The 25,637-nt window shown below is 51.3% G+C and carries 20 protein-coding genes; 10 read left to right on the top strand and 10 right to left on the bottom strand.

Annotation, left to right across the window (positions count from 1 at the left end):
• Positions 1–51: 51 nt before the first annotated feature.
• On the bottom strand, positions 52–1,449 hold the full coding sequence (locus tag RBH92_RS04215; protein ID WP_307933401.1) for a porin: 1,398 nt from the start codon (positions 1,447–1,449) through the stop codon (positions 52–54).
• A gap of 390 nt (positions 1,450–1,839) precedes the next feature.
• On the opposite strand from RBH92_RS04215, the gene RBH92_RS04210 reads away from it, so the two are divergent.
• Positions 1,840–2,724 (top strand): flagellar brake protein, encoded by an 885-nt coding sequence (locus RBH92_RS04210; RefSeq protein ID WP_307933400.1) that lies wholly within the window; start codon positions 1,840–1,842, stop codon positions 2,722–2,724.
• Between the two features lie 31 nt (positions 2,725–2,755).
• Here the strand turns inward: RBH92_RS04210 and RBH92_RS04205 are convergent, their stop codons facing one another.
• Together RBH92_RS04205 and RBH92_RS04200 are read right to left on the bottom strand one after the other, a co-directional pair.
• Complete coding sequence (locus RBH92_RS04205) at positions 2,756–3,421, bottom strand: CAAX prenyl protease-related protein (RefSeq protein WP_307933399.1); 666 nt, start codon at positions 3,419–3,421, stop codon at positions 2,756–2,758.
• A 182-nt stretch (positions 3,422–3,603) separates the two neighbouring features.
• Entirely contained in the window at positions 3,604–4,785 is a 1,182-nt protein-coding gene (locus tag RBH92_RS04200) for a Y-family DNA polymerase (RefSeq protein ID WP_307933398.1), read from the bottom strand.
• A gap of 43 nt (positions 4,786–4,828) precedes the next feature.
• On the opposite strand from RBH92_RS04200, the gene RBH92_RS04195 reads away from it, so the two are divergent.
• A complete protein-coding gene (locus RBH92_RS04195) occupies positions 4,829–5,233 on the top strand; it encodes a YchJ family protein (protein WP_307933924.1) in 405 nt (134 codons plus the stop codon).
• A 33-nt stretch (positions 5,234–5,266) separates the two neighbouring features.
• Entirely contained in the window at positions 5,267–9,832 is a 4,566-nt protein-coding gene (locus tag RBH92_RS04190) for an AAA family ATPase (protein ID WP_307933397.1), read from the top strand.
• A 30-nt stretch (positions 9,833–9,862) separates the two neighbouring features.
• Here the strand turns inward: RBH92_RS04190 and greB are convergent, their stop codons facing one another.
• Positions 9,863–10,411, bottom strand: a complete 549-nt coding sequence (greB, locus tag RBH92_RS04185; protein WP_307933396.1) for a transcription elongation factor GreB — start codon at positions 10,409–10,411, stop codon at positions 9,863–9,865.
• On the bottom strand, positions 10,408–10,533 hold the full coding sequence (locus RBH92_RS04180) for a hypothetical protein (RefSeq protein ID WP_307933395.1): 126 nt from the start codon (positions 10,531–10,533) through the stop codon (positions 10,408–10,410). The genes greB and RBH92_RS04180 overlap by 4 nt, the downstream gene beginning before the upstream one ends.
• Before the next feature lie 21 nt (positions 10,534–10,554).
• On the opposite strand from RBH92_RS04180, the gene RBH92_RS04175 reads away from it, so the two are divergent.
• The gene (locus tag RBH92_RS04175) at positions 10,555–11,874 is read left to right on the top strand and encodes a pyridoxal-dependent decarboxylase (RefSeq protein ID WP_307933394.1); all 1,320 of its coding nucleotides are present in this window, start codon (positions 10,555–10,557) and stop codon (positions 11,872–11,874) included.
• Between the two features lie 26 nt (positions 11,875–11,900).
• Here RBH92_RS04175 and RBH92_RS04170 read toward each other — a convergent pair whose 3' ends face one another.
• The 3 genes from RBH92_RS04170 to RBH92_RS04160 form a co-directional block, all read right to left on the bottom strand.
• Positions 11,901–12,236: a DMT family transporter gene (locus tag RBH92_RS04170; RefSeq protein WP_307933393.1), complete on the bottom strand. Its 336-nt coding sequence runs from the start codon at positions 12,234–12,236 to the stop codon at positions 11,901–11,903.
• A gap of 233 nt (positions 12,237–12,469) precedes the next feature.
• Complete coding sequence (locus tag RBH92_RS04165; RefSeq protein WP_307933392.1) at positions 12,470–13,108, bottom strand: PEP-CTERM sorting domain-containing protein; 639 nt, start codon at positions 13,106–13,108, stop codon at positions 12,470–12,472.
• Between the two features lie 230 nt (positions 13,109–13,338).
• Positions 13,339–14,316 (bottom strand): 2-hydroxyacid dehydrogenase, encoded by a 978-nt coding sequence (locus RBH92_RS04160; protein WP_307933391.1) that lies wholly within the window; start codon positions 14,314–14,316, stop codon positions 13,339–13,341.
• Between the two features lie 135 nt (positions 14,317–14,451).
• On the opposite strand from RBH92_RS04160, the gene RBH92_RS04155 reads away from it, so the two are divergent.
• From RBH92_RS04155 to RBH92_RS04135, 5 genes are all read left to right on the top strand, one after another.
• Positions 14,452–14,946, top strand: coding sequence for a YbhB/YbcL family Raf kinase inhibitor-like protein (locus tag RBH92_RS04155; protein ID WP_307933390.1), 495 nt, complete (start codon positions 14,452–14,454; stop codon positions 14,944–14,946).
• Positions 14,947–14,980: 34 nt separating this feature from the next.
• Positions 14,981–17,782 carry a DNA methyltransferase gene (locus RBH92_RS04150; RefSeq protein WP_307933389.1) on the top strand — a complete coding sequence of 934 codons (2,802 nt, stop codon included), beginning with the start codon at positions 14,981–14,983 and terminating at the stop codon, positions 17,780–17,782.
• Positions 17,766–18,401, top strand: a complete 636-nt coding sequence (locus RBH92_RS04145; RefSeq protein ID WP_307933388.1) for a hypothetical protein — start codon at positions 17,766–17,768, stop codon at positions 18,399–18,401. The genes RBH92_RS04150 and RBH92_RS04145 overlap by 17 nt, the downstream gene beginning before the upstream one ends.
• Positions 18,402–18,458: 57 nt before the next feature.
• The gene (locus RBH92_RS04140; RefSeq protein WP_307933387.1) at positions 18,459–19,274 is read left to right on the top strand and encodes a nucleotidyltransferase domain-containing protein; all 816 of its coding nucleotides are present in this window, start codon (positions 18,459–18,461) and stop codon (positions 19,272–19,274) included.
• A gap of 190 nt (positions 19,275–19,464) precedes the next feature.
• Positions 19,465–20,910: a hypothetical protein gene (locus RBH92_RS04135; protein WP_307933386.1), complete on the top strand. Its 1,446-nt coding sequence runs from the start codon at positions 19,465–19,467 to the stop codon at positions 20,908–20,910.
• Between the two features lie 118 nt (positions 20,911–21,028).
• Here the strand turns inward: RBH92_RS04135 and RBH92_RS04130 are convergent, their stop codons facing one another.
• The gene (locus tag RBH92_RS04130; RefSeq protein ID WP_307933385.1) at positions 21,029–22,543 is read right to left on the bottom strand and encodes a peroxidase family protein; all 1,515 of its coding nucleotides are present in this window, start codon (positions 22,541–22,543) and stop codon (positions 21,029–21,031) included.
• A 379-nt stretch (positions 22,544–22,922) separates the two neighbouring features.
• Positions 22,923–24,239 (bottom strand): M18 family aminopeptidase, encoded by a 1,317-nt coding sequence (locus tag RBH92_RS04125; RefSeq protein WP_307933384.1) that lies wholly within the window; start codon positions 24,237–24,239, stop codon positions 22,923–22,925.
• A 378-nt stretch (positions 24,240–24,617) separates the two neighbouring features.
• Here RBH92_RS04125 and RBH92_RS04120 point away from each other — a divergent pair, with 378 nt between their 5' ends.
• Entirely contained in the window at positions 24,618–25,619 is a 1,002-nt protein-coding gene (locus tag RBH92_RS04120; protein WP_307933383.1) for a trypsin-like serine protease, read from the top strand.
• Positions 25,620–25,637: the final 18 nt, after the last annotated feature.

Here is a 25,637-nt window from a genome sequence, read left to right as displayed (position 1 = left end):
GCGCCTTAGGGCGCATTTTTTATATTCCATAACAACTCAAATCTTCAATGCTTAGAAAGGTAAAACAGCATCCAATGAGAAGAGTATCTGATCCTTATTACCGCCGAATGGACGGTAAGCGGAAGTCTGCAATGATTCGTGCAATGCATCTACGCGGTCATAGCGGATATTCGGGCGCAGATTGAAGTTCTTCAGGCCTTTCCAAGGCACATTCAAGGTTTTTGCCGCTTTCCAGTTTGCACCGATGGTTACGGCATAATAATCGGCGGGCGTGCTGGTACCGAGCAAACCGATGTTACTGGCGTAACTGGTTCCCAAATGATTGGTCGCCGCCGTCACCCGGCCTGGCGCGAATACCCGGAAGCCATCGCGATCACGAAACCACTCGGCACGGACACCGACTGAAACATTGGGTGTCACATCATAGTAAAAATGCGAGTTAACGCCATACCATTCGGCGTCTTTGACAACACCGGAATAGACGTTATTAAATAACATTACGTTATCCGCGAAACCATGATCATGTTGCAGGACTAAATGGGTTCTATCGGTGAATTTGTGTTGCAAAACGATACTGTACATCCCCCAGAAACTACTGTTACGGGTGGAAGTCGTGCTGCCGGTACCGCTGACATTAAATGAGGTTTTATTGTCATTACTGTTCCAGGTAACGCCACCGATACCGCCCCAGTTTTCCATTTGCTTGTCGAAATTTCCATCCCATCCGCCGGTTCCGCTGCCGCCGATGGTACCGAACATTGCTACGATATTTTTATTGACATTGTAATTACCCAATACACCGGTATGCGTGAAGGGTTCGCCATACTGCATGGTATAAGCATGGGAATAGAAGAAGTTATTCGGAGCAGGAACGGATTCATAACCGATCGGTGTATAGAAATGGCCCACTTTAACATTTAAACCATTTCCTACCGGCGCGTATATTTCCGCAAAGGCTTGAGGAATTGCAATGCCGTAGGTACGGCTGGAATTACAACAGATTTCCAAGTCCCAGTTGCCGCGATCCGCCAACGGTCTACCGTTGTTAACATCAAAGGCCGGATTACCATAAGCCTGTGTAAAGATAGCATCAGTGCCAAACAAGAAGTCGGCGCGAAAACCAATATCCCAGCCCTTGCCTTCAGTTTTTACACCCCGCTCTATGAAGAAATTCAACTGATTCAATTGAAACCGGTTCGCCTGATCCGAAAAAGTAACAGGTCCATTGAAACCATGGGTCTGGCTCGGGTTATACGTTGCGCCGCCTTGTACCCAGCCGCCGAATTCAATACCGCTGTTCTTGATTGCTCTCACAAAAGGATTGCTGCTTAGCTCGTTGCTGCTCATCGCGCTATTCGCATAGACACCAGACGAACTCATACCGAGCAGCAGCAATCCTCCAGCCACGGTATGGATCATCTGGCACTTATATTTTGTTTTATATTCCATTACTCCCCCCAGAAAGATTGTGAAAAAAGATGCAGATACGTTGAAAACAAAGACCCTGATAACTGCATGGTAAGAACTCTAACATTGAATTATGTTAAGGGTCAACGCAAATACGCGAAATGAAATAACTGGTTGATATAAATTACAACACACCATCATCTCGCTCGAAACAATCACCGCAGCCGGATTTTTCTCAACTTTTAAATCACCCGGAGATTTTTAAATCACCACCAGCAAGCAATGCTTCAAACGCATATCACTAAAGTTTCCGCGAACTGGCACCGTAAAAAACGGAGCAGTGCTTGTAAGAAGATGGAAAAGCACTTTTATAATAAATGAGAACTCAATATTAAGTTGATTAATTCTTTGATAATTAATAATAATTAAGCCATGAACATGATACCGATCCAAACTTCCGATTTAACTGTAGGACAACCGTTACCGTGGGATTTGTTCGATGAGTCGCAAAAACCGATACAAAAACGCGGCTATGTCATCAAAACTGCGGATGAGCTTAAAGAATTGGAAGAATTATCGGTTTTCCGCATGCAAGCGACAGCATCGCAGCAAGCCGAAGCCGACAAGAAAGTACTGGATCAGATCGGCTTTGAAGATATGCAAATCAAAGTGGGACAAAAAATGTATCTCACCTTGGCGGCTTATTCAAAATTAAGAAAATCGTGCGAACTCTCGGAGAACTCATACTCGGTATCAATGATCGGTTATGTACCGAACAACACTTTGATCGTCACCATGCCGGTCACCGATCAGATCGTCGGAGATCCGTTAATCGAAGGGGATCAACTGAATATTCGCTTGGTTACGGGTCAGTATGCTTATAAGTTCTCGGCCTTTGTCGACAAAGTGATCAAAACCCCGTTCAAATATCTACACCTGTCGTTTCCTAAGGTCGTCCAAGGCCAGAGCATCCGGAAATCGCGAAGAATTAAATGTCATATGAATGCAACAGTTGCCGAAAAAGCCATTCCGATCGCCATTACCGATCTGAGCATTTGCGGCGCCGGAATCAGCTCGAAACTGCCTTTAGGGACGCTCGGTTCAACCGTCACTTTATCGTTTAACGTCACCATTCTCGATAGAGAGTTGCATTTATCGATCAAAGCGGTTATCCGTTCCGCCAAGCAAATAACCAAAAACAATCAGAAAACCATCAGCACCGGCGTCGAATTCTCCGACATCAAGCCGGATCAGGTGTTTACATTACATCACATGATCTATCAAGAGATTGTCGAACACCCTGAGAACGTTATCTGATCGATGGTGAGTTTCTCACCTTCGATCGCTTTTACCAAAATCCCCAATTCCCGGTAGCAACGATCCAGACTCCCAGTATGCCGTTGGTCACGGCATGCGCCAAGATCGGCGACCATAGCGTCCCGCTCCGCATATACAGCAAACTGTAGACAAATCCGGCGAACAGGCCGGCAAACCACAAACTGTGCGCAAGTGCAAACAATACTGCGGCGATGGTCAACGCTTTGATACCAACTTGAGCAGGATTCACGCTCAAAAAATTGGGATGATGAATCCACCGCATCAGAAACGAGCGCCAAAAAAGCTCCTCCATCACCGGCACTACCAGAGCCGCACCGGCAATCCGCACGGCGACAAAAATCCAATCGATTTCATCCTCATTGCGCGGATCAAAACCGACCGATTCCCCCATCACCATCCAATCCGCCGTCATGTTGATCCAAGCAACAAACACCACGATACCGGCAATAATCGCAGCAACCCAAGTGCGGAAACCAGCGGCGCTGGGCCAGCGCAATTCACTGTACGCGCTACGCATGGCCCACAACAATGCAACCACGGCGGTTATTTTCACCGCATAAAGCCAGCGCAAGTCGTTGGCTTCCCAGCCAAACTTCAAGAGCACATCCTCCAGGATCATGAAAAAAACATACGCAGCGAAAGGTGCTATCCGGTAAAGATTTGTCCGATCAACCATTCATCATTTCCTTCTGAAATTTTTCTTGTTTTACACGATTGCAGACAATCCGCGAACGTTGCACCCACGTTTGTCATTGTCGCAAGTGTATAAGAAGCTGTAGGAATTTTTAACGTGTAATAACCGGGTTTATCGGGTTCTGATTGAAGTTTAGGGATATACCCGCGGACACCGTGCAGCATTCAGGGTGTCAACGGCAATTCCCTTTGGCGGCATGCACCGGCGGCGGAAGTTGAAGAAGCCGCGCATAACGTGCTGACTTTTACACCCAGTAACCGGATTTTCCTAACCAGTTGCACCCGCCGCAAACATTCCCCTGCGGCGCGGCGGATACGCACCGCGTCGGCGGTAGGCTCGGCTAAGGAAAGATCGCGCGTCACCGTCTGAAAATTCTCAAACCGTAATTTAATGCTGATGGTGCGCCCGGCGTAGCCTTTGCGCTGCAAATCACCAGCCACTTGCTCGCACAGCGCGGTAAACGCCGCCGACAAGACTTGCCGGTCCAGCCGCGCGTCCAGATCGCGCTCAAATGTCGTCTCGCGGCTCATCGACTTAGGCTCCGCATCCACAATCACCGGACGATGGTCGATGCCGCGCGATACTTCGTACAACCAGACCGAATAACTGCGTCCGAAATGGTGGCGCAGCAAACCTAAACCAGTTTGCGCCAACCCGGCAATCGTGGTGATACCCAGCGATGCCAGTTTTTCCGCAGCCTTCGGGCCGATACCATTGATTTTTCTAACGGAAAGCGGCCAGATCCGTCCCGGAACATCCGCCATCGTGAGTATAGTCAAACCATCCGGTTTTTCCAGATCCGAGCAAATTTTTGCCAGCAATTTGTTCGGCGCGATACCGATCGAACAAGAAAGCCCGGTTGCATCCTTGACCGCTTGCTTGAGCCGCGTGGCCAACGCACGCGTTTCATCCGGCAGATCGCTAAGATCCAGATAGATTTCATCGATGCCGGAATCCTCAATTTTCGTGACAATGCCGGCAACCGCTGCCTTGAATAACCGCGAATAATGCCGGTAAGCGGCAAAATCGACCGGCAGCAGAATCGCATCCGGCGCCAGTTTTGCGGCTTTCATCACGCCCATCGCGGAATGCACGCCCAGTGCCCGCGCTTCATACGTTGCAGTGGTAATAACGCCGCGCCCGGCATAATCGCGCAAACGGAAAAAATGCCGCCGGCCATCGGCCTGAACCACCGGCTGATGCTCATCCCGCCCGGCAATCACCACCGGCAAGCCGCGCAATTCCGGATAGCGCAGCAATTCGACTGACGCGTAAAAAGCATCCATGTCGAGGTGCGCAATACGGCGCGGCGGAGCATTGGCAGATCCGGTCGGAGCGATGATCATGCGGGCTGTGTTACATTACGCGGACAAACAAACGGCATTGTATATGAATACCCCGACTACCCATTTGAAAACATCGCCCTGCCCGTGCGGCAGTGCGAAGCCGTACGAAAACTGCTGCGGCCGTTATCTGGATCAAGGCGAAACCGCACCTACGGCGGAAAACCTGATGCGCTCTCGCTACACCGCGTACACGCTGAAGCGCGAAGACTATCTGCTGGCCACCTGGCACCCGGACACACGCCCGGCAACGCTGGAACTGACCGGACAACCGGCGCAGCAATGGCTCGGACTGACTGTCAAGCGGCATGAGCAAACCGCTTCAGATCAAGCCATCGTGGAATTCTTCGCGCGTTACAAAATCAACGGCCGCGCGCATCGCTTGCACGAAATCAGCCGGTTTGTGCGGGAAGATGGGTTGTGGTTATATATCGATGGCGAGATTCTTTAAAACCATTCACTTTTTTTACTGTAAGGAAACAATTTGAGTCTCGCAGGTGTTCGGTCAAATCGTGGTGATGCTTACCAAACCTTGGTCGCGTTTGATTGGGCTTTAAGTATCCTTTCAAACGACAAATACCAATGGCTTGAAGTTGACTCGACGTCTTTAGATGCCAAGGGAAAACCGATAGCTGTAGACGATGTAGTGATTGGCCTCTCAGATGAAAGCACGATTTGTTGTCAGTGCAAAAAGAACCAACCGGATTTTAAACCATGGTCTGTTGCTGATCTTGGAGATGAATTGGCCAAAGCCGCACAATTCGTGGCTAACAACCCAAAATCGCAGGTCATCTTCTACACACGCGGAAGCTTTGGAGCTCTAGCAAAACTACGTGAACACTCAACTACTCAGCCGAATAAAACTGCATATCAAAAAAGTCTGACCAAAGATCATCAGAAAATCGACACAGATTTAGCCAAGCTTATAGCTGACTATGGAATCAGCACCTACGATCTGCTCCAGCAAATAACCTTCGAAACGTCCCCTAAGTTCGAACGTATGCGAGAGCTTTTAAAGGAACGTCTGGCATATCTTGTTTCAAATGCAGAAGATGCATTCAATGCGTTATGGACGAGACTCGATTCGCTCGGAGCTCGAGTCACAAACAATGGAAATTCTTCAACACTGCTTACGCACCGACTTACCAAAACCGATCTTCACGATATTCTGGTTAAATCAGGCGCAACGTTTGTTCTACCCTTATCGCAACAAGAAATCCAAAAATCGTTTGCTAATGCCTCCGCAGTCGGTCGTGACTGGCGTCGTGATATCGCTGGAAACCAGCTATATGCCTCTGCTATCAGCGAGCTCCTCAATGCAATTGAAACGAGAAAACATTCGGTTCTGCTTACTGGAACGCCCGGCTCTGGAAAGACATGCGTGCTTCTGAGTTTGCAGGAAGAGCTTGAGAAGCGCTCGGACTTGGCTACCTTATTCATCCAAGCCCGTGAATATGCTAATTGCACAACACCGGAAGCAAGGAGTTCGCTTGGCCTGCCGAGTAACTTGATTGGTCAAGTTGGACGGATGTCTGATTACAGACATACCATTGTCATCATTGATTCGCTTGATGTATTGTCGCTATCTCGAGAGCATACTGTATTATCTTTTTTCCTCGCACAGATAGATCAGCTGCTGCTCATCCCAAACGTAACGGTAATTGCTGCTTGCCGAGAATTTGACCGGAAGTACGACCGCCGCCTTTCCGAGCGAGAATGGGATCAAACAGTCAACAATGCACCGCTGGATTGGGAAACCGTAGTCTCTCCACTGGTTAGTAAAATTGGAGTCGATCCAGCATCACTCGACACAATCACGCGGAACCTACTTCAAAATCCTCGGGAACTTGCGATATTCGCAGATATTGCGCAACAAGCCGGAGGTTTCAATATTGCAACAAGCCAAGCACTGAGCCGGAAATATCTGGAAACGATAGTACAGAGTGATGCAGCTCTGGGCGAAACTGCCATGATAGCTATTGAACAGATGGCAAACCGAATGTTGAAATCACGGCGGCTCGATATTCCGCATATGCAGATCCAAGTATCGGATGAGATTTTCAAACGGCTTTTAAGCACTGGCGTGCTGCATCAAAATCAGTCCGGCAATATCGAATATGGACATCAAACTCTACTCGATGTTCTCGTCGTCAGCGGAGCTGAGCGAGATCAGCTTACTTTGAAATCCTTTATAGAAAAACTTCCGGCTGTACCTTTCGTTCGCCCGACGATCCGCGCTTATGTCGCGTATCTGGCGGCTGGAGATCGTTTAAGTTTTCGCCGGCAACTTCGCGCCGTATTTGATAGCAACGCAGCATTTCATATCCGGCGTCTTGTGGCGGAATCATTAGCCGAACAAATTCCGCAAGATGAAGATTGGTCACTGATTCAGCACCTCCGTCGTCAGCACCGCGAACTCTTCAATTCGTTATATGAACACGGCCATGCGATCGAATGGCATCATTTCTGGCTTAAATTCCTAGTCCCTCTTATAACGCAAGAACACGACTCACAAAGTTTAATCGCGCATGTAAATCGGATAGCTTCCTGGAAGAAAGCTGATCCTAAAGGCGTGCTTTCCTTTTGGTTGAATGCTTTGAAATATGACTGGGTAGAGCATAACCGGATTGCGCAGAATATTGCTTTTGAACTACGCGATATTGATTCAGACGCCGGAATTAATACAGGTCAGCTTCTCGAAAAACTTTTAACTCTACCGCATCAAGAAATCGATTTTTTGGGTGATGCAATTGTTCGTCACATCGATACTGGCGGAGCTAATGATGCATTGCTGTGGCGTTATATCGCAGGCGATATCAAAGAAGAAGATCTATTAAAGTACCATTTCGGCCATAAACTCAAGTGCGGCCTTAACGAATTCGCAAGCAAAGATTTTCTTTGCCAACGTATGCTGCAATCGGAGTATCTGCTGGATTTAGCAATTGCATCCATCGAGCAGTGGAGCTGCATTCTTAACAAGCGGTACCATAACAATCGAGATTGGTACGATAACTTTCTTAGGCATACCTCATACGGCTCTATACATAGCCGCCATGACACCAGTCACGCCTTCGAAGAAACTATGTTATTCCAGGCAATTGAAAACGCAATCATCCATCATGCCAATGAACATACCGGCTGGTGGATCAACCATCGTGCACAACTTTGTCGCAGCCATGAAGGTGCTTTGCGCTACTTCGCTATTTTGGCACTTACCCATTCACCCGAACGCAATGTCGCTGAAATCGGAACATTGATACTCGACAAAAAAATGCTGGAATCAAACCTGAGATACGAGCTTGGAAATTTGCTCAATGCTTCGTTTGTGTACTTGAATGAATGCACTCAGGATTCTGTACTATCGTTAATCCTGACTCTAGGAGGCGATGAAAACATTGAAGAAAACCTGTGGATACTCAGAACTCGTGTTGAGTTGATATCAGCAATTCCCGCTTATCTGCGATCCCCGGAGGCTCAGATGACATTGATTGATTGGGAGAGAAAATCCAGCCCTTTCACCCGGCAACCATATGTTGATTCACGGAGCGGCCGGATCGCAGCACCTTTTTCGTATGAGCGATTTCTTTGTAGCACGGATGAAGCTGTGCTAAAAATTCTATCGCACTATACCAAAGAAGGCCGGAATGATTGGGAGCGCGATTTCTTGATTGGAGGAGCGAAGCAGGTTGAATGGCAACTAAGCGAGGCTTCGTCGAGGAGTCCGACTCGTTTCATACATTTGCTAATCGATCACTGGATCGATATCCCTGATCGTTTTAAAGACGATATTTTAAATGGGGTAGCGACTTATCTTGCCCAACGATATGGAAATCCGCACTTTGATACCAGTCAATGGATACCAATTGAAATTCCTGATCCATCAGTCTTGGCAAGACTTATTCTCGATGAGATCGAACGGCATCCATCGTATTGGCATCATTGTCGAGCAGCAGCCAAAGCCCTAGAAGCCAGTGCAAATGTAATTGAGAATGAACACGACGCGACACGATTGCTTTTTATTGCCATAGGCTTTGCTAACTGCCAAGAGTCCGGCTTCGATAACGATGAAAAGAATCTCATACATATCGGAATCAACATGATTCGTGGTGATATAGCTGCGGCAGTCATGATTATCGCCACACGATGGGCTGAAAAACACCGGCTATTTCCCGATCTACTTGAACCAACACTGAAACGTTTCGCTCGTGATCCTCACCCGGCGGTTCGTGCGCTTATTTTGCAACGGCTACCCTACTTTCAAAGTCTTCTACCTGAATTGGGTTGGGAAATTTTCCATCTGATTCTGGAAAATAGTAACGAGCATTTATGGAAAATCGCCGAACCCTGTCTTTACTATGCATATCACAATCGCTTCAACGAAGTATCGCGAATTCTGGAACGCATTGTTTCTGTTTCGACAGGAGAAACACTTGAAACTTGGGGGCGAATCTCCGCTCTCGCGGCACTATCAGAACATATTAATTTACATGAATTCGTTACCCAATTGCGACGGCTAGGCAGCACAGATGCATGGAAAGGAGCAGCATCGGTATGGTCGAATAACGAAAACGTTACTCAACACCCCGAGCAGTGCTTTTTTGGTATCCAAGCCGGCTTGAAAGAAGCGGGGAATATTGCATCAACCGTAGCCGAGAAAGTGTCAACACTGTTTGGCAAACACCAGCCACTCGTTCCTATTTCCCCTGACATCTTTGATAAATACTTATCCATCATCGAGCGAGATCAAAGCAATGGTCACTTTCATTTTAATAATATCGAAAGCTGGCTCAATGCCGCATCACAGCTTAGGCCCGACGATACACTCGATTCTGCAGAAAAATTAGCTGCTTTTATTCGAAGTACCAAGCACCCCATATACAGCTTCGGAGCGCTATCTCAATTACTGACGCGCTTGTTTCGCGAAGCCGAGGAAAGAGAAGAATCCGATACAGGAACCATGTTACGCAGGGTAATCTCATTACAAGACTCATTCCTTGTTATCGGAATCAATGGATTACAAGAATGGCTGCGCGATGCGGAAAGACCGTAAAAATAACTTTAAGGCAACATCACTCCTGGTTTACAACGCCTCGTAACGAATCTCCACCACTTCCAGCTCTTCGAGTCCACCCGGCGTATGCAGCTTCACCACGTCGCCTTCGCGTGCTTTGAGCAGCGCCTTGGCCAGCGGCGAGATCCAGCTGATACGGCCGCGGCCTGGTTCGGCTTCGTCCATGCCGACGATGCTGTAGGTGTGTTCCTCGCCTTGGCTATTGCAAACGGTCACGGTGGCGCCGAAAAACACTTGATCGCAGTCGCCGCGTTGCGCGGGGTCGACCACTTCGGCGTTATCCAGCCGTTTCGATAAAAAACGTAAGCGCCGGTCGATTTCGCGCAAACGGCGCTTGCCATAGATGTAATCGCCGTTTTCCGAGCGGTCGCCGTTCGACGCCGCCCAGGTGATGGTCTTGACCAGTTCCGGGCGTTCCACCTTCCATAGCTGATCGAATTCATCCTTGAGCCGCTGATGGCCGCAAGGCGTGATATAGTTCTTCACGCCTTGCGGTAATTGCGGCGTGCTGTCCGGATCTTCGTCGTCTTCGCTTTCCTTGGTAAATGCCTTGCTCATAACCGCACAACATTAAAAATGATCAGTCCGCTAAGATAGCGGTCTTCGCCCGTCAATTCAAGACGGTCCCGGTTTTCAACACGGCAAGAAACCTTGCGGGCGGCGTAAAATCTAATAAACATATTGTTCAGGAGGCCATTACTATGACAATCAACCGGCGCCATTTTCTGAGCATGACCGGCGCAACGGCTTTAGTAGCCGTATGCTCACCGCAAGCCTTGGCAACGTCGGCTCGCGCACAGCAGCCACCGAAAAAAGCACCATCCGCATTAAAAAATCTCCAGAAATTCGCGCGCCATAAAGAGCGCTTTCTCGGTTATCCGATCAACATGAACACGCCGCCGGAAGAATTCTTTGCCTGGCGCAACGAACTCGCCGCTGCGGGGCTTAACCAATTTGCTTTCAATAACGTCGGCAATCCCTATACGCACAGCCATATCCCATTCAATTGCCATCCGTTCGAACGCGAATTGATCGACCGATTCGGCGCGCTTTACGGCTTTCCCGCCGACAACATCTGGGGCTTTCTCAGCAACAGCGGTACCGACAGCAACCTGCACGGGCTGTACATGGGGCGGACGATTCTGCATAACCGCACCGGCGTGCTGCCAAAAATTTATTTCACCAAGGAAGCGCATTATTCGATACAGATTCTTCGCGATGTCCTCCAGCTCGAACCGGTCATCGTCGGTACTAAACCCGGCGGCGCCATGGATACCGACGATCTGGAACGGCAATTGAACACCCATCGCAACCATCCCGCACTGGTAGTTGCAACGATCGGCACCACTTTCAAAGGCGCGATCGATCCGGTCGATGCGATCCAGGAAAAGCTGAGAAACCGCGATGCTTATCTGCATCTCGATGCGGCGCTGTTCGGCGGCTTTCTGCCGCACACGCCGTTTGCCGGCGAACTCCAGCAGCAAGCGCGAGATCCGCTAAGCGGCAGGATGTTGAATCGTTACGATTCCATCGCGGTATCGTGCCATAAATTCTTCGGCTTTCCGTCGCCGGCGGGGTTGTTCATTACCACGGAAGCCAACTTTGATCTGTTCCGCGAACCGTTCAGCCGCATACACGACCCGGAATATATCAAGCAAGTACCCGGCACGATCACTTGCTCGCGCGATGCCGTCAAGCCCGCTGAATTCTATTTCTTCAGCTCGGACAAAGCGTTGGCGCGGCAAGCCGCCGATGCCAAGGCGATTCTGGATAACACCGCTTACCTGCTGAAAGAAATGAACAATCACTACAGCTTTTTGCGGCCGGTGCGCGCCAGCGATCATTCAAATATCGTGTATTTCATCACGCCGCTTAAAATGGTCGTCAACCGCTATTCACTCGCGACCATGCGGCTTGACATCGACGGCGTTCCAACGCCGTGCGCGCATATCGTCGTCATGCCGCACGCCAAAAAGGAAACATTGGACCGGTTTTTGACCGATCTGCGCACGACCGGATAATTTGCGCGCCGTTCAAGAACGTTGATCTAACCGTGCGTAACCGTCCGGGAAAACACATTGATCACCATCACACCCGCCACGATCAAAGACAAACCGATCAGCGCTGGCGTATCTAGGGTTTGCCCGAGGAATAACCAGCCGCTCAGCGCGATCAATACGATGCCGACGCCGGACCAGATCGCGTACGCAACGCCGACCGGAATCGTTCTCAGCGTCAATGACAATAAATAAAACGCCAGCAGATAGCCCAGCACGACGATTAGCGACGGCCAGAAGCGGGTAAAACCTTCGGCTGCTTTGAGAAAAGACGTCGCGATCACTTCGCTGACAATCGCGATAGCCAGATAAATCCATGATTGCATGGGCATCACTCCCTGTATCTTGATGGTCCTATGCACCGGTTTCGACCGGAGGCATTGGAATAACCTCGCTATCTTACCAAAACAGGATGAAATTAAATCGAATCGCAGCAAGAACGCTGCATCATGGTGATGAACGTGACGGCTGAATGCTATCAGTCCGATTAAATAAAAAACCGGCGCTGCGTGTTATCGCCGCGCCGGTTCCTTTAAACCGGTCAATAATTATCTTGCGATCAGGCAGCCGCTGCTTGCTTGCGGCGATAGCCGGCAAAACCGAGCACACCGAGACCTGCCAGCAACATCGCGTAGGTTTCTGGTTCCGGAACCGGAACCAGGTTAGCAGCAACGTCACGCCCGACGATATCCATCGTTCCTGAGTAGGTAAGAACCGAGTTATCATCAAAACGAACCGATGCCGTGATTACGGTACCAGCCAGTTCGGCAACGACTGCACCGTAACCGCCGTTACTGGCGACATCCGGATCCCAGGAAAATGCGAATACATTCAGTGGATCGAAACCGGTGAAATCAAAACCGAATACGGTTGAGCCCACTGCGCCAAATAATGACGATGTGCCATTGGCTTCCGGATCATAGATAAAGTTTCCGCCGCCCGAACCGCCGAACACCAACGACTCGCCCAGTATGCAACTTCCACCATCCAAACAATGCGTACCGGACAAATCGAACGTGAGTTTCTCGATTTGACCGCTGGTGCCGTCAAAAGCGGCGGTATTGATGCTGAAAGAACCCAGCGGGCCTGGGTTCGTCACTGTGATCGATCCGGATGGCGATGCGTGACTGACGCCGCTCAACAGTACCGAAAGTCCAAGTGCGGCAGCAACTTGCGTGGCGCTTTTCAAAGTTTTCATTATTTTTCTCCTTAAATTAAATGACTGAATGAAACCTTTTAAACAACATCACCTGTTAATCGCGCCGTTTACTTCTTTATCGTTTGCGACTGTTAACAAGGTTAATGGCATTAAGGGTTTCCCTCATAAAAAAATCCCGCTCCCATGCGTAGGATTTTTCCATGCCGATTTTACTGGTTTTATTTATGGCTTTAGTGCGGATTCTGTACTAATTTAATACTAACTTTGTACTAATCCAGAGCACTGTTCAGCGCATCGGTAATTTGATTGAAAGGTTCATTCTGGAAAAAGTTGCGGATGTTACCGGCCAATTGATCGAGCAAACGCTGGCGCGATTCGCGGCTGGCCCAGGCGATATGCGGCGTAATGATCAAATTGGCCGGTTGCTGCCGCAACAACGGCTGGTCATGGCTGGGCGGCTCGCCCTGGACGACGTCGGTGGCCGCGCCGGCAATCCCTCCACTGGATAAACAGGCCAGCAAATCGGCTTCGTTCACCAGCCCGCCGCGCGCAGTGTTGATCAAATAGGCCGACGGCTTCATCAATTCCAGTTCGCGGCGGCTGATCAAGTGCTGGGTATCGGGCGATAGCGGACAGTGCAGCGTAATAAAATCCGCCTGCCGCAGCACGTCGTCGAACCCCAACCGTCCTGGGCGCGGCGCTTGCCCTTTATGGTCTGCAATCAATACCTGCATACCAAATGCCTGCGCCACTTGCGCCACGGCGTGGCCGAGTTCGCCGTAACCGATGATACCGAACGCCTTGCCGGACAATTCGATGACCGGAAAATCCAGCGGGCAGAAAAACCGGCTCTCCTGCCAGCCGCCGCGCGCGACCAATGCTTGATAATCCGGGAAATGCCGCGCCAGATTCAGCATCAGCGTAAACACATGCTCCACCACCGACGGCGTGGCGTAGCCGCGCACGTTGCACACCGGCACGTTGTTTTCCGCCGCCGCGATCAGGTCGACATTGTTATAACCGGTCGCCGCCACGCAAATCAGCTTGAGCCGCTTGGCCGCCGCAATCGCTTCACGCCCGATAAACACTTTGTTGCTGACCACCACCTCGGCGTCGCGAATCCGTTCCAGCACCTCCGCCTCGGTGGAATCGTGATGATACTGCCACGGCGAAACCGCCCGTTCCAGCGCGGTGCAATCCATGTCGCCGCGAGTGACTGAACCGAAATCAAAAAATACCGCCCGCATCGGTTACTCCCCTTATGATTTGATGTAATAATTGAATCCGCATAAAAATGCGCGCAAAAGAAAGGCGAGAGAGCGAGTACCGCGCAACGAAGTGATTCGTTCGTGCAATCAATCAGTATTTCCAAAGGAGCAATTATGTCTGCTTTAATGATGACCATGTTCACCCTCATCTCAACCGCATTTTCGCATAACGCCGAGATTCCGTCGCGCCACACCTGCGACGGCGCGGATACTTCACCGGCGCTGTCGTGGAGTGGATTGCCGGAAGGCACGCAAAGCCTGGTGCTGATTGTCGACGATCCGGATGCGCCCGACCCCGCCGCGCCCAAAATGACTTGGGTGCATTGGGTTCTTTACAATATTCCGCCCAGCGCGAGCGGATTGACCGAGGGTATTCACGAAAAAGATCTGCCGCCCGGCACTCTGCAAGGACTCAACGATTGGAAACGCACCGGCTACGGCGGGCCGTGCCCGCCCATCGGTACGCACCGTTATTTTCACAAACTTTACGCTTTAGACACGGTGCTGCCGGATCTGCATCACCCCACCAAAGCGAAACTCGAACAAGCGATGCACGGCCATATCCTGGCGCAAACGGAATTGATCGGCCGATATCAGCGGCAACACTGAAGAATTTAACTCGCAACAAAGCCCCGGAGACTGCATGGCGCTAGCCTGGAACGAAATCAAAGACCGCGCGCTGGCGTTTTCCCGCGACTGGGCCAAAGCGGAATCGGAAGACGCCGATGCCAAGCCGTTCTGGATCGAGTTTTTCAATGTGTTCGGCATCACCTCGCGGCGCATCGGCAGTTTCGAGCAGAAGGTCAAAAAACTCGGTGATCGCGACGGCTACATCGACTGGCTGTGGAAAGGCAACTTATTGATCGAGCACAAATCGCGCGGTAAAGATTTGGATCGCGCTTATCAGCAAGCCATCGACTATTTCCCCGGCCTGAAGGAACACGAGCTGCCGCGTTTCGTGCTGGTCAGCGATTTCGCCCGCTTCCGCCTGTACGACATGGTGGAAGGCACGCAGACCGAGTTTCTGCTCAAGGAACTGTACAAAAACGTCAAGCTGTTCTGGTTCATCGCCGGTTACCAGCCGCAAAAAATCTCACCGGAAAGCCCGGTCAACGCCAAGGCGGTGCAGCGCATGGCGAAGCTGCACGACCAATTGAAACAGATCGGTTATGGCCAAGCCAAACCGCGCGACTTGGAAGTGTATCTGGTGCGGCTGCTGTTTTGCCTGTTCGCCGAGGACACCGGCATTTTCGAGCGCACGCAATTCACTGAATTCATCAGCCAGCAAACGCGCGAAGACGGCAGCGATCTAGCGTCGCAACTGGCGCAACTGTTCGACATTCTGAACACACCGGAACACGCGCGGCTGAAAAACCTCGACGACACGCTGGCCCGGTTTCCGTACGTCAACGGGAAACTGTTTGAAGAGCGCTTGCCGTTCGCCAGCTTCGACCGCGACATGCGGGCTGCGCTGCTGGTGTGCTGCGCGCTCGACTGGAGCGGCATCTCCCCGGCGATTTTCGGCTCGCTGTTCCAGAACATCATGGACGAAACGCCGAACGCGCGGCGCAACCTCGGCGCGCACTACACCACCGAGGAAAACATCCTCAAGCTGATCCGCCCGCTGTTTCTCGACGAACTGCACGCCGAATTTGAAAAAATCCGCCAGACCGTCAAAGGCCGGACGCAAAACCTGCAAGCGTTTCACAGCAAACTCGCCAGCCTCAAATTTTTAGACCCGGCGTGCGGCTGCGGCAATTTCCTGGTGATCGCGTACCGCGAACTGCGCCGCCTCGAATTGGAGGTATTGCGCACACTCCATGGTGGCGGGCAGTTAGTGCTCGATATATCCAATATCGTCCGGGTTAATGTCGATCAATTCCACGGCATCGAAATCGAAGAATTCCCGGTGCAAATCGCGCAAGTCGCGCTGTGGCTCACCGACCACCAGATGAACGCACAAGTGTCAGAAGAGTTCGGCCAAAACTACATCCGCCTGCCGCTGACCAAATCCGCGCATATCGTGCACGGCAACGCGCTGCGGCTGGATTGGAATGAAGTGATTCCTGCGGAGCAATGCCATTATGTGATGGGCAACCCGCCGTTCATTGGCGCAAAATTCATGAACGACGCGCAACGCGCTGACGTTGCCGCCATCTTCCACGATACCAAAAATGCCGGATTGCTCGATTACGTCAGTTGCTGGTACCGCAAAGCCACCGATTACATCGCCGCCCATCCGGCGATCCGGGTGGCATTCGTTTCAACCAACTCGATCACGCAAGGCGAACAAACCGGCGTGCTGTGGCCGGATCTGCTGCGGCGCAGCGTGCACATTCATTTTGCCCATCGCACCTTCCAATGGAGCAGCGAAGCCAGCGGCAAAGCAGCGGTGCATTGCGTCATCATCGGTTTTGGTTTGCAAGAAGCAGCGCAGAAAACTATTTTTGAGTATGAAAATATTCAGGGCGAAGCACATGCAGTGTCTGCCAAGAATATCAATCCCTATTTAGTGGATGCGTCGAACGTCATCGCAGAAGGTCGAATGCAACCACTTTCAGCACCATATCCATTGGCTAATGGCAGTATTCCTGCTGATGGTGGTCATTTGATTCTTGAACTTGCTGATAAAGATGCATTATTAGCTTCAGATCCCGTTGCAGAAAAATGGCTACGCCCGTATTTAGGTGCGGAAGGTTTTATTCACAATCAATATCGTTACTGCTTGTGGTTACTGAATTGTCCACCTAATGAATTACGCCTTATGCCATTAGTATTGCAGCGTGTAGAGGGGGTGCGCTTATTCCGCTTGAAAAGCTCTAAAATAGCCACTCGCGAGAAAGCTACGATCCCAACCCGTTTTACTGAAAACCGGCAACCGGTGAATGGTACTTATCTGGCTTTGCCACGTACATCATCAGAAAATCGCTTTTACATACCCATTGGTTTCTTATCGTCGGATGTAATAGCTGCGAACGATTTACAAATTGTACCCAATGCAGGTTTGTATGAATTCGGTATCCTAACCAGCATAATGCACATGGCATGGATGAAAATCACATCTGGGCGTTTGGAAAGTCGGTATCGATACTCTGCAAAATACACTTACAACACTTTCCCGTGGCCGGAACCCACCGAAACGCAACGCAAAGCCATCGAAACCGCCGCGCAGGCCGTGCTCGACGCCCGTGCGTTGTTCCCCGATGCCACGTTGGCTGACTTGTACGACCCGCTGACCATGCCGCCGGAACTGGTGCGCGCGCATCAGTCACTAGATCGCGCCGTCGACGCCGCGTACGGCAAAAAATCGTTCGCTTCCGAAGCCGAGCGCGTGGCGTTTTTGTTCGAGCGCTATCAAGCGATCACCAGCCTGCTGCCTACCGCCGCAATCCGTAAACCTCGCAAGAAAATAGCGCAGCAACCCGACCATGATCCGCTTCCCTGACGATGAGCCCCGCCCCGCGCTCACACTGCCGAGCCGCATCGGCTGGCAGATTTATTACAGCGAAATCATTTTTTGCGATCCGCCGTGTTTGGTACTGCAAGCGGTTCCCGAGTTTGCGGGCGGCAGTCATGATTTGGCCCAACGTGGCATCGTTTGGGACGTGTTTGCATTGATCGAGTCGATCAAGCATCCCGGCGCGCACCAAGTACTGACCGCCGATTGCGGCTATGCGCCCGATGTGTACATTGAAGAACGCGTGCTGATCAGCCATCCGGATCACAACACCGTGATTTGGGATCTGGACATTACCGGCCTGCGCCCGGCGCTGGGCAAAACATTGATCGGAGATCATGAAGGTTTCGTGCGGCTGGTGTTTGTGCGAGAGCAATACGAAACAGACATCCGGGCGCTGGTGCGGGCTTTGCAGCAAGCGGGGCGCGGCCCGGTGCCGGTCACTGCGCTGGATTCCTGCACGCATGGTTTGCAACGTCTACTCGCCGGTTACCCGGCGTGCGATTCATTGCCTGTTGACGAACTGGAACCCAACATTAAAGGAATGGCACTGGAGCGTCTGCTCGAACTCGACGCCAGCGAACCTTGGCCGCGCACGCCGCTATGACCCGCCGGAACGCTAACCAAATCGGGCTTTTTGACGGAGCACTACCGGCAGGAGACGATGCCGCTCATTGAAGACGATCACCCGGTCGCCCCCGGCGTCCGCGCCGCAATCGAATCCCGCCTCGCGGCGATTGAGGCGGATTATGGCGTGCGCATCCTTTATGCGTGTGAGTCCGGCAGCCGCGGCTGGGGTTTCGCCTCGCCCGACAGCGATTACGATGTGCGCTTCATTTACGCTCATCCGCTGCCCTGGTATTTGCAAGTCACACCGCAACGCAATGTCATCGAGTTGCCCGTTGCGGACGAACTCGATATCAACGGCTGGGAATTGCGCAAGTCGCTGGGATTGTTGAAAAAAGGCAATGCTACACTGATCGAGTGGCTCGATTCGCCGGTGGTGTATCGCGCCGATAGCGCTTTTTTACGCGCCATGCAGGATGCCGCCATGCAGATGCATCAGCCTGAGCGCAGCTTCCGCCATTATTGGCACATGGCGCGCGGCAACTATCGCGCGTATCTCACCGGAGCCACGGTGCGGCTGAAAAAATACCTCTATGTATTGCGCCCTCTGCTGGCCGCGCGCTGGATCGAACAAGGCCGCGGTACGGTGCCGATGCGGTTTGAGCAATTGGCGGCTGCCATGATCACTGACCCGATATTGCGCCGGGCCATCGATGAATTGCTGGCCGTCAAGCGATCAGTGCAGGAAGCGGAATACGGTTCGCCGCTGCCAGTCATCGATGCATTCATCGCCGCGGAATTGCAGCGGCTGGAATCGGTATCCCCGCCCGCATTCCGTGAAATAGACTATTCCGTGCTGGACCGGCTGTTAATGGAAACCGTGCTGCAACTCGATGCATCGAGAAAGCGCTGACTCCATAACTTCTTGTGATCTGGAATTTTCCCTTTTTCCTTTGACAAAAGGGAAAAACGTACAACGCAGGAAGATTCCAGGATCAAGCCGGATACGAATTTTGCTGCCACGTGTCAACCAAATCCGCAGGGCCGGTGTTTTATACAGACCGCCACCGCACATGCTTTAACCGATTATAGGACTGACATTCATGAACGATTTGATGTGCTTCGACAAAATCATCGTCGAAAAACCCACCGTTACCAAGCACGGTTTTCATACCCGTTATATTCTGGAAAAAGACGGTAAGCGCGTGTCATGCGAATTGCGCAACAAATACGAGGACAGCATTGAGGGTGATAACGCGCAACGCTTTGCCAATCTGACATGCGGCATTTCGGCGATCAATTACGGGTTGTACACCCGGGAAATTGTGTTTGAATTTGATCTCGGGCCGCAGGAATTCCGTTTTTTCGACGAGATGCTGAAGAAAATGAGCATCGAGATTTTCGTCAGCCGTTTCCACCAGGACCCGCTGTTCATCAAGCCGGAATACGCCGTGGCGGAACCCGATGTCACGCTGGCGAATGCGTCGTGCAAGGCCAAGCTGAGTGCCGGCAGTGGCCGCGATCTGAGCGGTTTCGATACCGATCCGGATAAAATCGTGGTGCTGTCGTCCGGCGGCAAGGAGAGTTTGTTGTGTTACGGCTTGCTCAAGGAAGCCGGGATGGCGGTGTATCCGGTGTATATCAATGAGTCCGGCGGCCATTGGCGCACCGCGATCACCGCTTACCGTTCGTTCAAGCAGCACGATATCCGCACCCGCCGCATCTGGACCAATGCCGACCGGCTATGGGCGTTCATAGTCAGGAATTCGCCGCTGGTTGAAACCAACATCCGCGGCATCAAGTCGATCACCGATCCGCTGCATTTCTTCAGTTTCGCGTATTTCATTTTTTCGTCGTTGCCGCTGATGGAGCAAGAAAAAATCGGCAACGTTTGCGTCGGCAACGAGTACATCGAACCGACCAGGATTCTCGACGGCCGCAACCGCATTAACGATGTCGATTTCTTCCCGGGGATTTACGACCAGAGCCAGGAATACGACCGCTACATGACCCGCTGGTTTGACGACGCCGGTTACGGCATCCGGCAATGGGCACCGATCCGTTCGATTACCGGTTATCAGGTGCAAAAAACGCTGGCCAGAAATTATCCGGCGCTATTCGATTTACAGGTATCGTGCCACCACGCGCATAAAGGCAGCGACAGGATCATGCCGTGCGGCACTTGCCAGAAATGCATGCGCATTCTGGCGTTCTGCCTTGCCAATCACCTCGATTATCGCAAGATCGGTTATGACCGGCGCAACGTCGACTGGCTCAAGGCGAATATTCACAAGCTGGCGCTGGCCGGCGACGAAGAACTGGAACACACGTTTCATCATTTGAGCCAGCACGGTTTTCCGGTCAAAGGCCGCTATCACAGTCATATCGAAAAGCTGCATTTTGATCCGCATTCATCGGATACCGCGAATATACCCGCCGAAGTCCGGCACAAAATCTATCCGCTATTGTTACGCGAAGCAACCGGCGCTGTGCGGATGACGGCTGAAAGGCATTGGGAGCCGGTCGATGTTCTGTCGCCGTCGAAATAAAAGTGGCGGATTCAACTTTGAAGCGCAACTTTTGTAGCGTCATCCACCGGTATTCATGGAGTTATCATGATTTTTTGCGGATGACGCACCATATATTAACCCGGTACTGAAGCGTTACTCATAATCGCGCAACAACACCGGCGAACTTCAGTAAGTCAGTCATTTTAAAATTATCTGCAACCGCACTTGGTAACGTGGGTGTCCATTCCGGATCTTGCTTCAGGTATGACATCGAATCGCCCTGCAACAAGCCAATAAAAACCTCGGCAACAATGCGTCCACCAACCGGCCCGAGCCGCTCTCCGTTTTGCTTCACTTCAGCTTCACGCAAAATATAAAACCAAAGCGGCGTCCGTAGGTGCAATTTGAGATCAACAAGATCGGCAAGGTCCGTCGCATCCAGAACAGGCAAATTCATAGCTTTGGCTACACTTTGGCCGGAAGGTAAGCTGAAAGTCAGACCCCGTAGTAAATTAAGCTGCGCTAGGGATTGAAACTCGCCCCGCACACCTGGCAAATCAAATAACACGGTCGACAGTTTCGTATCAATTTTCTTATTCGGCCGGACATTGCCATCACCAAAATCAAAAAATGTTTGCCAATCAATAAAGCGGGATGGGGCTCGCTTTCCACCTCGCAAATCATCCGGATCGGGGCCATCGGGCAAACCGTCATTAAAGATCAGTTTGAAGACATGCGAATTCACATCTGACGGTGTTGGCCCAAAGTTGGAGCGATAAGACGGACGCACCTGTGAATGCCCGAAACGATAGGCGGCTGCCGAAAATTCAACTGGAATATAGGGTTGATTGCGCCATTTATAAAACTTGCGTCCATTGTTCAAAATATCATCAACCAATGGTTTACCGACTGTTTTCTCCAAAAATTCGTGCACGATAATCCACTGGTAATGCCATCGAACCAAACGCTGCGCCTCTGCAAAAACTTCGTCAGGATTGCTAAGGCCAAACTCAGCTTTCACATAATCGACAACCGCATTGTGAAACCGCAACATCGCCAGATGCAATTGAGAGACAATCAAATTCTCATCATTGCGTGGATCACCCAACAGTGCAGTTCCCTGGTTGTTGCGTGGCAAATCGAAACGTGTGGATCCATCCGCAGAAACTGCCCCGGAACCGGGAATTTCTTCAAGATAAAACTTGATACCTTCCCCGGCTGGGCTTTGGTCGTACAAATGCGGCGATGCACCCGGTCCCGACCCATACATGCTGTCCAATTCAAACAGCGGTGTCCGGAAATTCTGAATGGATTCCGGATCCGATTGCCGTTCCAAACTCGATGTCGGATCGAATGTAATGTCATGGTCAAGAAATTGACCAAGAAAAGTCATACCGGCGGAAAGATTGGGATTATTCGGATTATTGGTATTTAATGCGGGATTCACGATCAAATCGCGAGCAAGATTTGGATTCGCCATAACATCCATACTTTCCATCGCATCCATAATGCCGCCTTTCTTGCCCAATTCTTTTAGCGCATCTTTTATTTGTTTGTTATCCGTAGCAAAAGGCGGCAATGACGGAAACATCCGGCCAAATTTACCTTGCTCGTAATAAGTCGACTTGGGAGGATTATCACCGCCTAATTTATAAGAACCGTGTCGTGTCATTTCTTTCTCCAATTGATTTATCTATATGGCACAAGCAGATCATGCCGTTACGTCTGTTAAGAAGCTTCCGGTTCAACAAAACTCCAAAATACAAGAAAGTAGCATTATTGTTCGATACGCGGAAACCCTACTTCGCTAAAAATTGCCGGTCAAAAAAAACTCCTATCCATGCATGAATTCTTAAAATCGTTTCAAGATACATTGCAAGTCAGGAAGTATAGCCACAAAAATCGTGTGACTCTGTGATAAAACCCACAAGTCCGTACCGCATTTGAAATAGGTTTTCTCAACCTATTCGATAGAACATTCGCAAAATTATGTTGGAAACCTGAAAATTAAAAGAAACCTTGTAGAAAATCACATCATTCAAAAGGCGAACTCAATCGCTGAAAAAGCGTTTCAGCACGCGGATCATGTAGTCATGATCGTCCACCCCGGCGCTTTCGCGCACGCTGTGCATCGCCCACATCGGGCAGCCGACGTCGACGCTGCGGATACCGAGCTTGGCCGAGGCGATCGGCCCGATGGTGCTGCCGCACGGCAGGTCGCTGCGGTGCGAGTAGCGCTGGTACGGCACTTCGGCGTCCTCGCACCAGCGGATGAATTGCGCGGCGGAGACGCTTTCGGTGCTGTAACGCCGGTTGGCGTTGGATTTGATCACCGGCCCCTGATTGACGTACACGCGGTGATCGGCGTCGTACGCTGCCGGAAAGTTCGGATGATAGCCGTGCGCCATGTCGGCGCTGATCAGGAAGCTGTTCGCCAGCGCCCGGGCGGTGTCTTCGCGATCCATCCCGGTGGCGATGCAAATCCGTTGCAGAGTATCGGCGAGGAAGCTGCCGCCGGCGCCGACATGACTCTGGCTGCCGATTTCCTCGTGATCGAAAAACGCGCACACCAGCGTGCTGTGCGCATCATTCATGACAGTGTCGGCCAGCAATGCTTGCAAGCCGGCGTGGCACGACGCCAGATTGTCGATCTGGCTGTCGGCGTAGAACTCCCGGTTCGCACCCCACACCGCGCCTTTTTGGGTGTCATACACCGCCAGATCCCACGACAGGATTTGCGCCGCGGGAATGCCGCTGGCTTGCTCCAGCAGCGCCAGAAAATACGGTTGCGGCAATTGCTCGCCGGTCAGTTGCGCGAACAACGGCGGCAATTCGTTTTGCTTGTGCAGTTTCAAACCATCCTCGTTGACGCCGCGGTTCATGTGAATCGCCAGGTTCGGCAGACGCAGCAGCGGCTGATCAAAGCGCACCAGCCGGTACGCCAGCTTGCCGTGCTCGTCGAGATAGCTGATACGGCCCGCCAGGCTCAGGTCGCGGTCGGTGAATGTCGCCAGGATCGGCCCGCCGTAAATTTCGACGCCGAGCCGGGCAAAGCCGCTGCTCACCGTGGCGGCGTGCGGACGGATGCGGAATCCCGGCGAATCGGTATGCGCGCCGACGATTTTGAAACCCGCTTCAACCGGCGCTTTACTGCCCAATACGAACAGCACAATCGACGAATCGTCGCGCACCACGTAATAGCGCCCGCCGGCTTGCAGTTGCCATTTGGCGGTTTCATCGAGTCTGGCAAATTGAAAGGTTTGCACCGCGGCTTCAACCGAAGCGGCGGCATGCCACGGACTCGGGCTGCGATCAATGAAATCGAGTAAATCTTGAATCGGATTGTCAGGGGGCATTGGCGTTGTCATGATCGTTTATGAATCCGGTTTTCTCAGGACTGCTGAAAATAGAGCAATTCCATCAATCCGGCAATCCCCATAAATGCTATTTTTTACCGGTTGTTCATTTCATGGATGCAATGATGGATTTTCATTTTCCAGAAATTCGTTATAATGCCTTCTGTTGAAGTGAGTAAATTGAGAAATCAATCACTTAGATAACAAAAAAACAATTCTCATGTATCGGATTAATTATGCGCGCTATCGCAATGATACGACAGATTAACTTAAACCGTTTAGCAGCAATAACTATCCGGTTTGCTTGTTATGATTATCATTTTTTAAGCGCGGCTCACTCCAATAAACGGATTTTTTACCCAATCAATGGTTACTCACAGGATTAAAATTATGAATCATAAATTGCACCACTTATTAATTTCGTTTTCGGTTGCCGCAGGGCTATCGGTTTCGGCTCATGCCACAACACTGCCGGTGATTGATCTCGACGCCGCCAAAGAGTACATGCCTTTAATGGTTGCCAGCGATGATCCTGCTAATTGGATCGCGCCGCTGGGCTTGCCGTTTGACGGCGTGGCGAAGCTGTTGTTGAGCCGCAGCGACGGTAATTTCGGTTGCAGCGGTTCGCTGCTGGACGGCGGCGCCTTTCTGATGACTGCCGCACATTGTGTCACGGATGATGACGGCAATAATCTGCTCAATTCCGCTACCATTTCTTTCCAGGGCGGCACGGTCACCACAACTTCCACCGAGGCTTTTGTCTTTCCAACCTGGGATGGCCATTCGCTCGGCAACAATGACGATATCGCAATCCTCAAGCTGGATACACCGGTCAATTCCATTCCCGGTTTCGGGCTTGCGTCCGGCAGTCCGGTTCTTCAGCCGGTATTACACGCTGGCTACGGTTTGATCGGCACCGGTTCAACTGGCGCCATTCCCGGTACTTTTGGCACACTGCATTACGGTTACAACGTTTATGATGCGCAATGGAGCGGCGGCAGTTTGGCATATGACTTCGATGACGGCACCGCCGCGCACGATGTCTTCTGTATCATAGCCGGAACCTGTAACACCGGTTTACCGTTCCCTAACGAAGCCATGATCGCTTCCGGCGACTCCGGCGGCCCCAGCTTTGTTCTCGAAGGCGGCCTATTTAAACTGGTCGGCGTGCATTCGTTCGGCGCCACTTTCGGTGTGGGATTCGGCGATATTAACGATGAACTGGATTCCTCTTTCGGTGAGGTCGGCGGTGATACCTATCTGCTGCCGCATGCCGCCTGGATTGCAAGCATCACAGCAGTACCCGAGCCTCAAACTTATCTGATGCTGCTGGCCGGCTTATTCGCCATTGGCATGTTCGCGCAACGCCGCACCAATCATCATCAGGCCTAATGCCTCAGGATGATTTTT

The sequence above is a fragment of the Nitrosomonas sp. sh817 genome, assembly GCF_030908545.1.
In the GTDB taxonomy this organism is placed as follows: Bacteria; Pseudomonadota; Gammaproteobacteria; order Burkholderiales; family Nitrosomonadaceae; genus Nitrosomonas.
The sequence above is the reverse complement of the archived record's forward strand: the minus strand, read 5'-3'. Positions and strand labels throughout refer to the sequence as shown.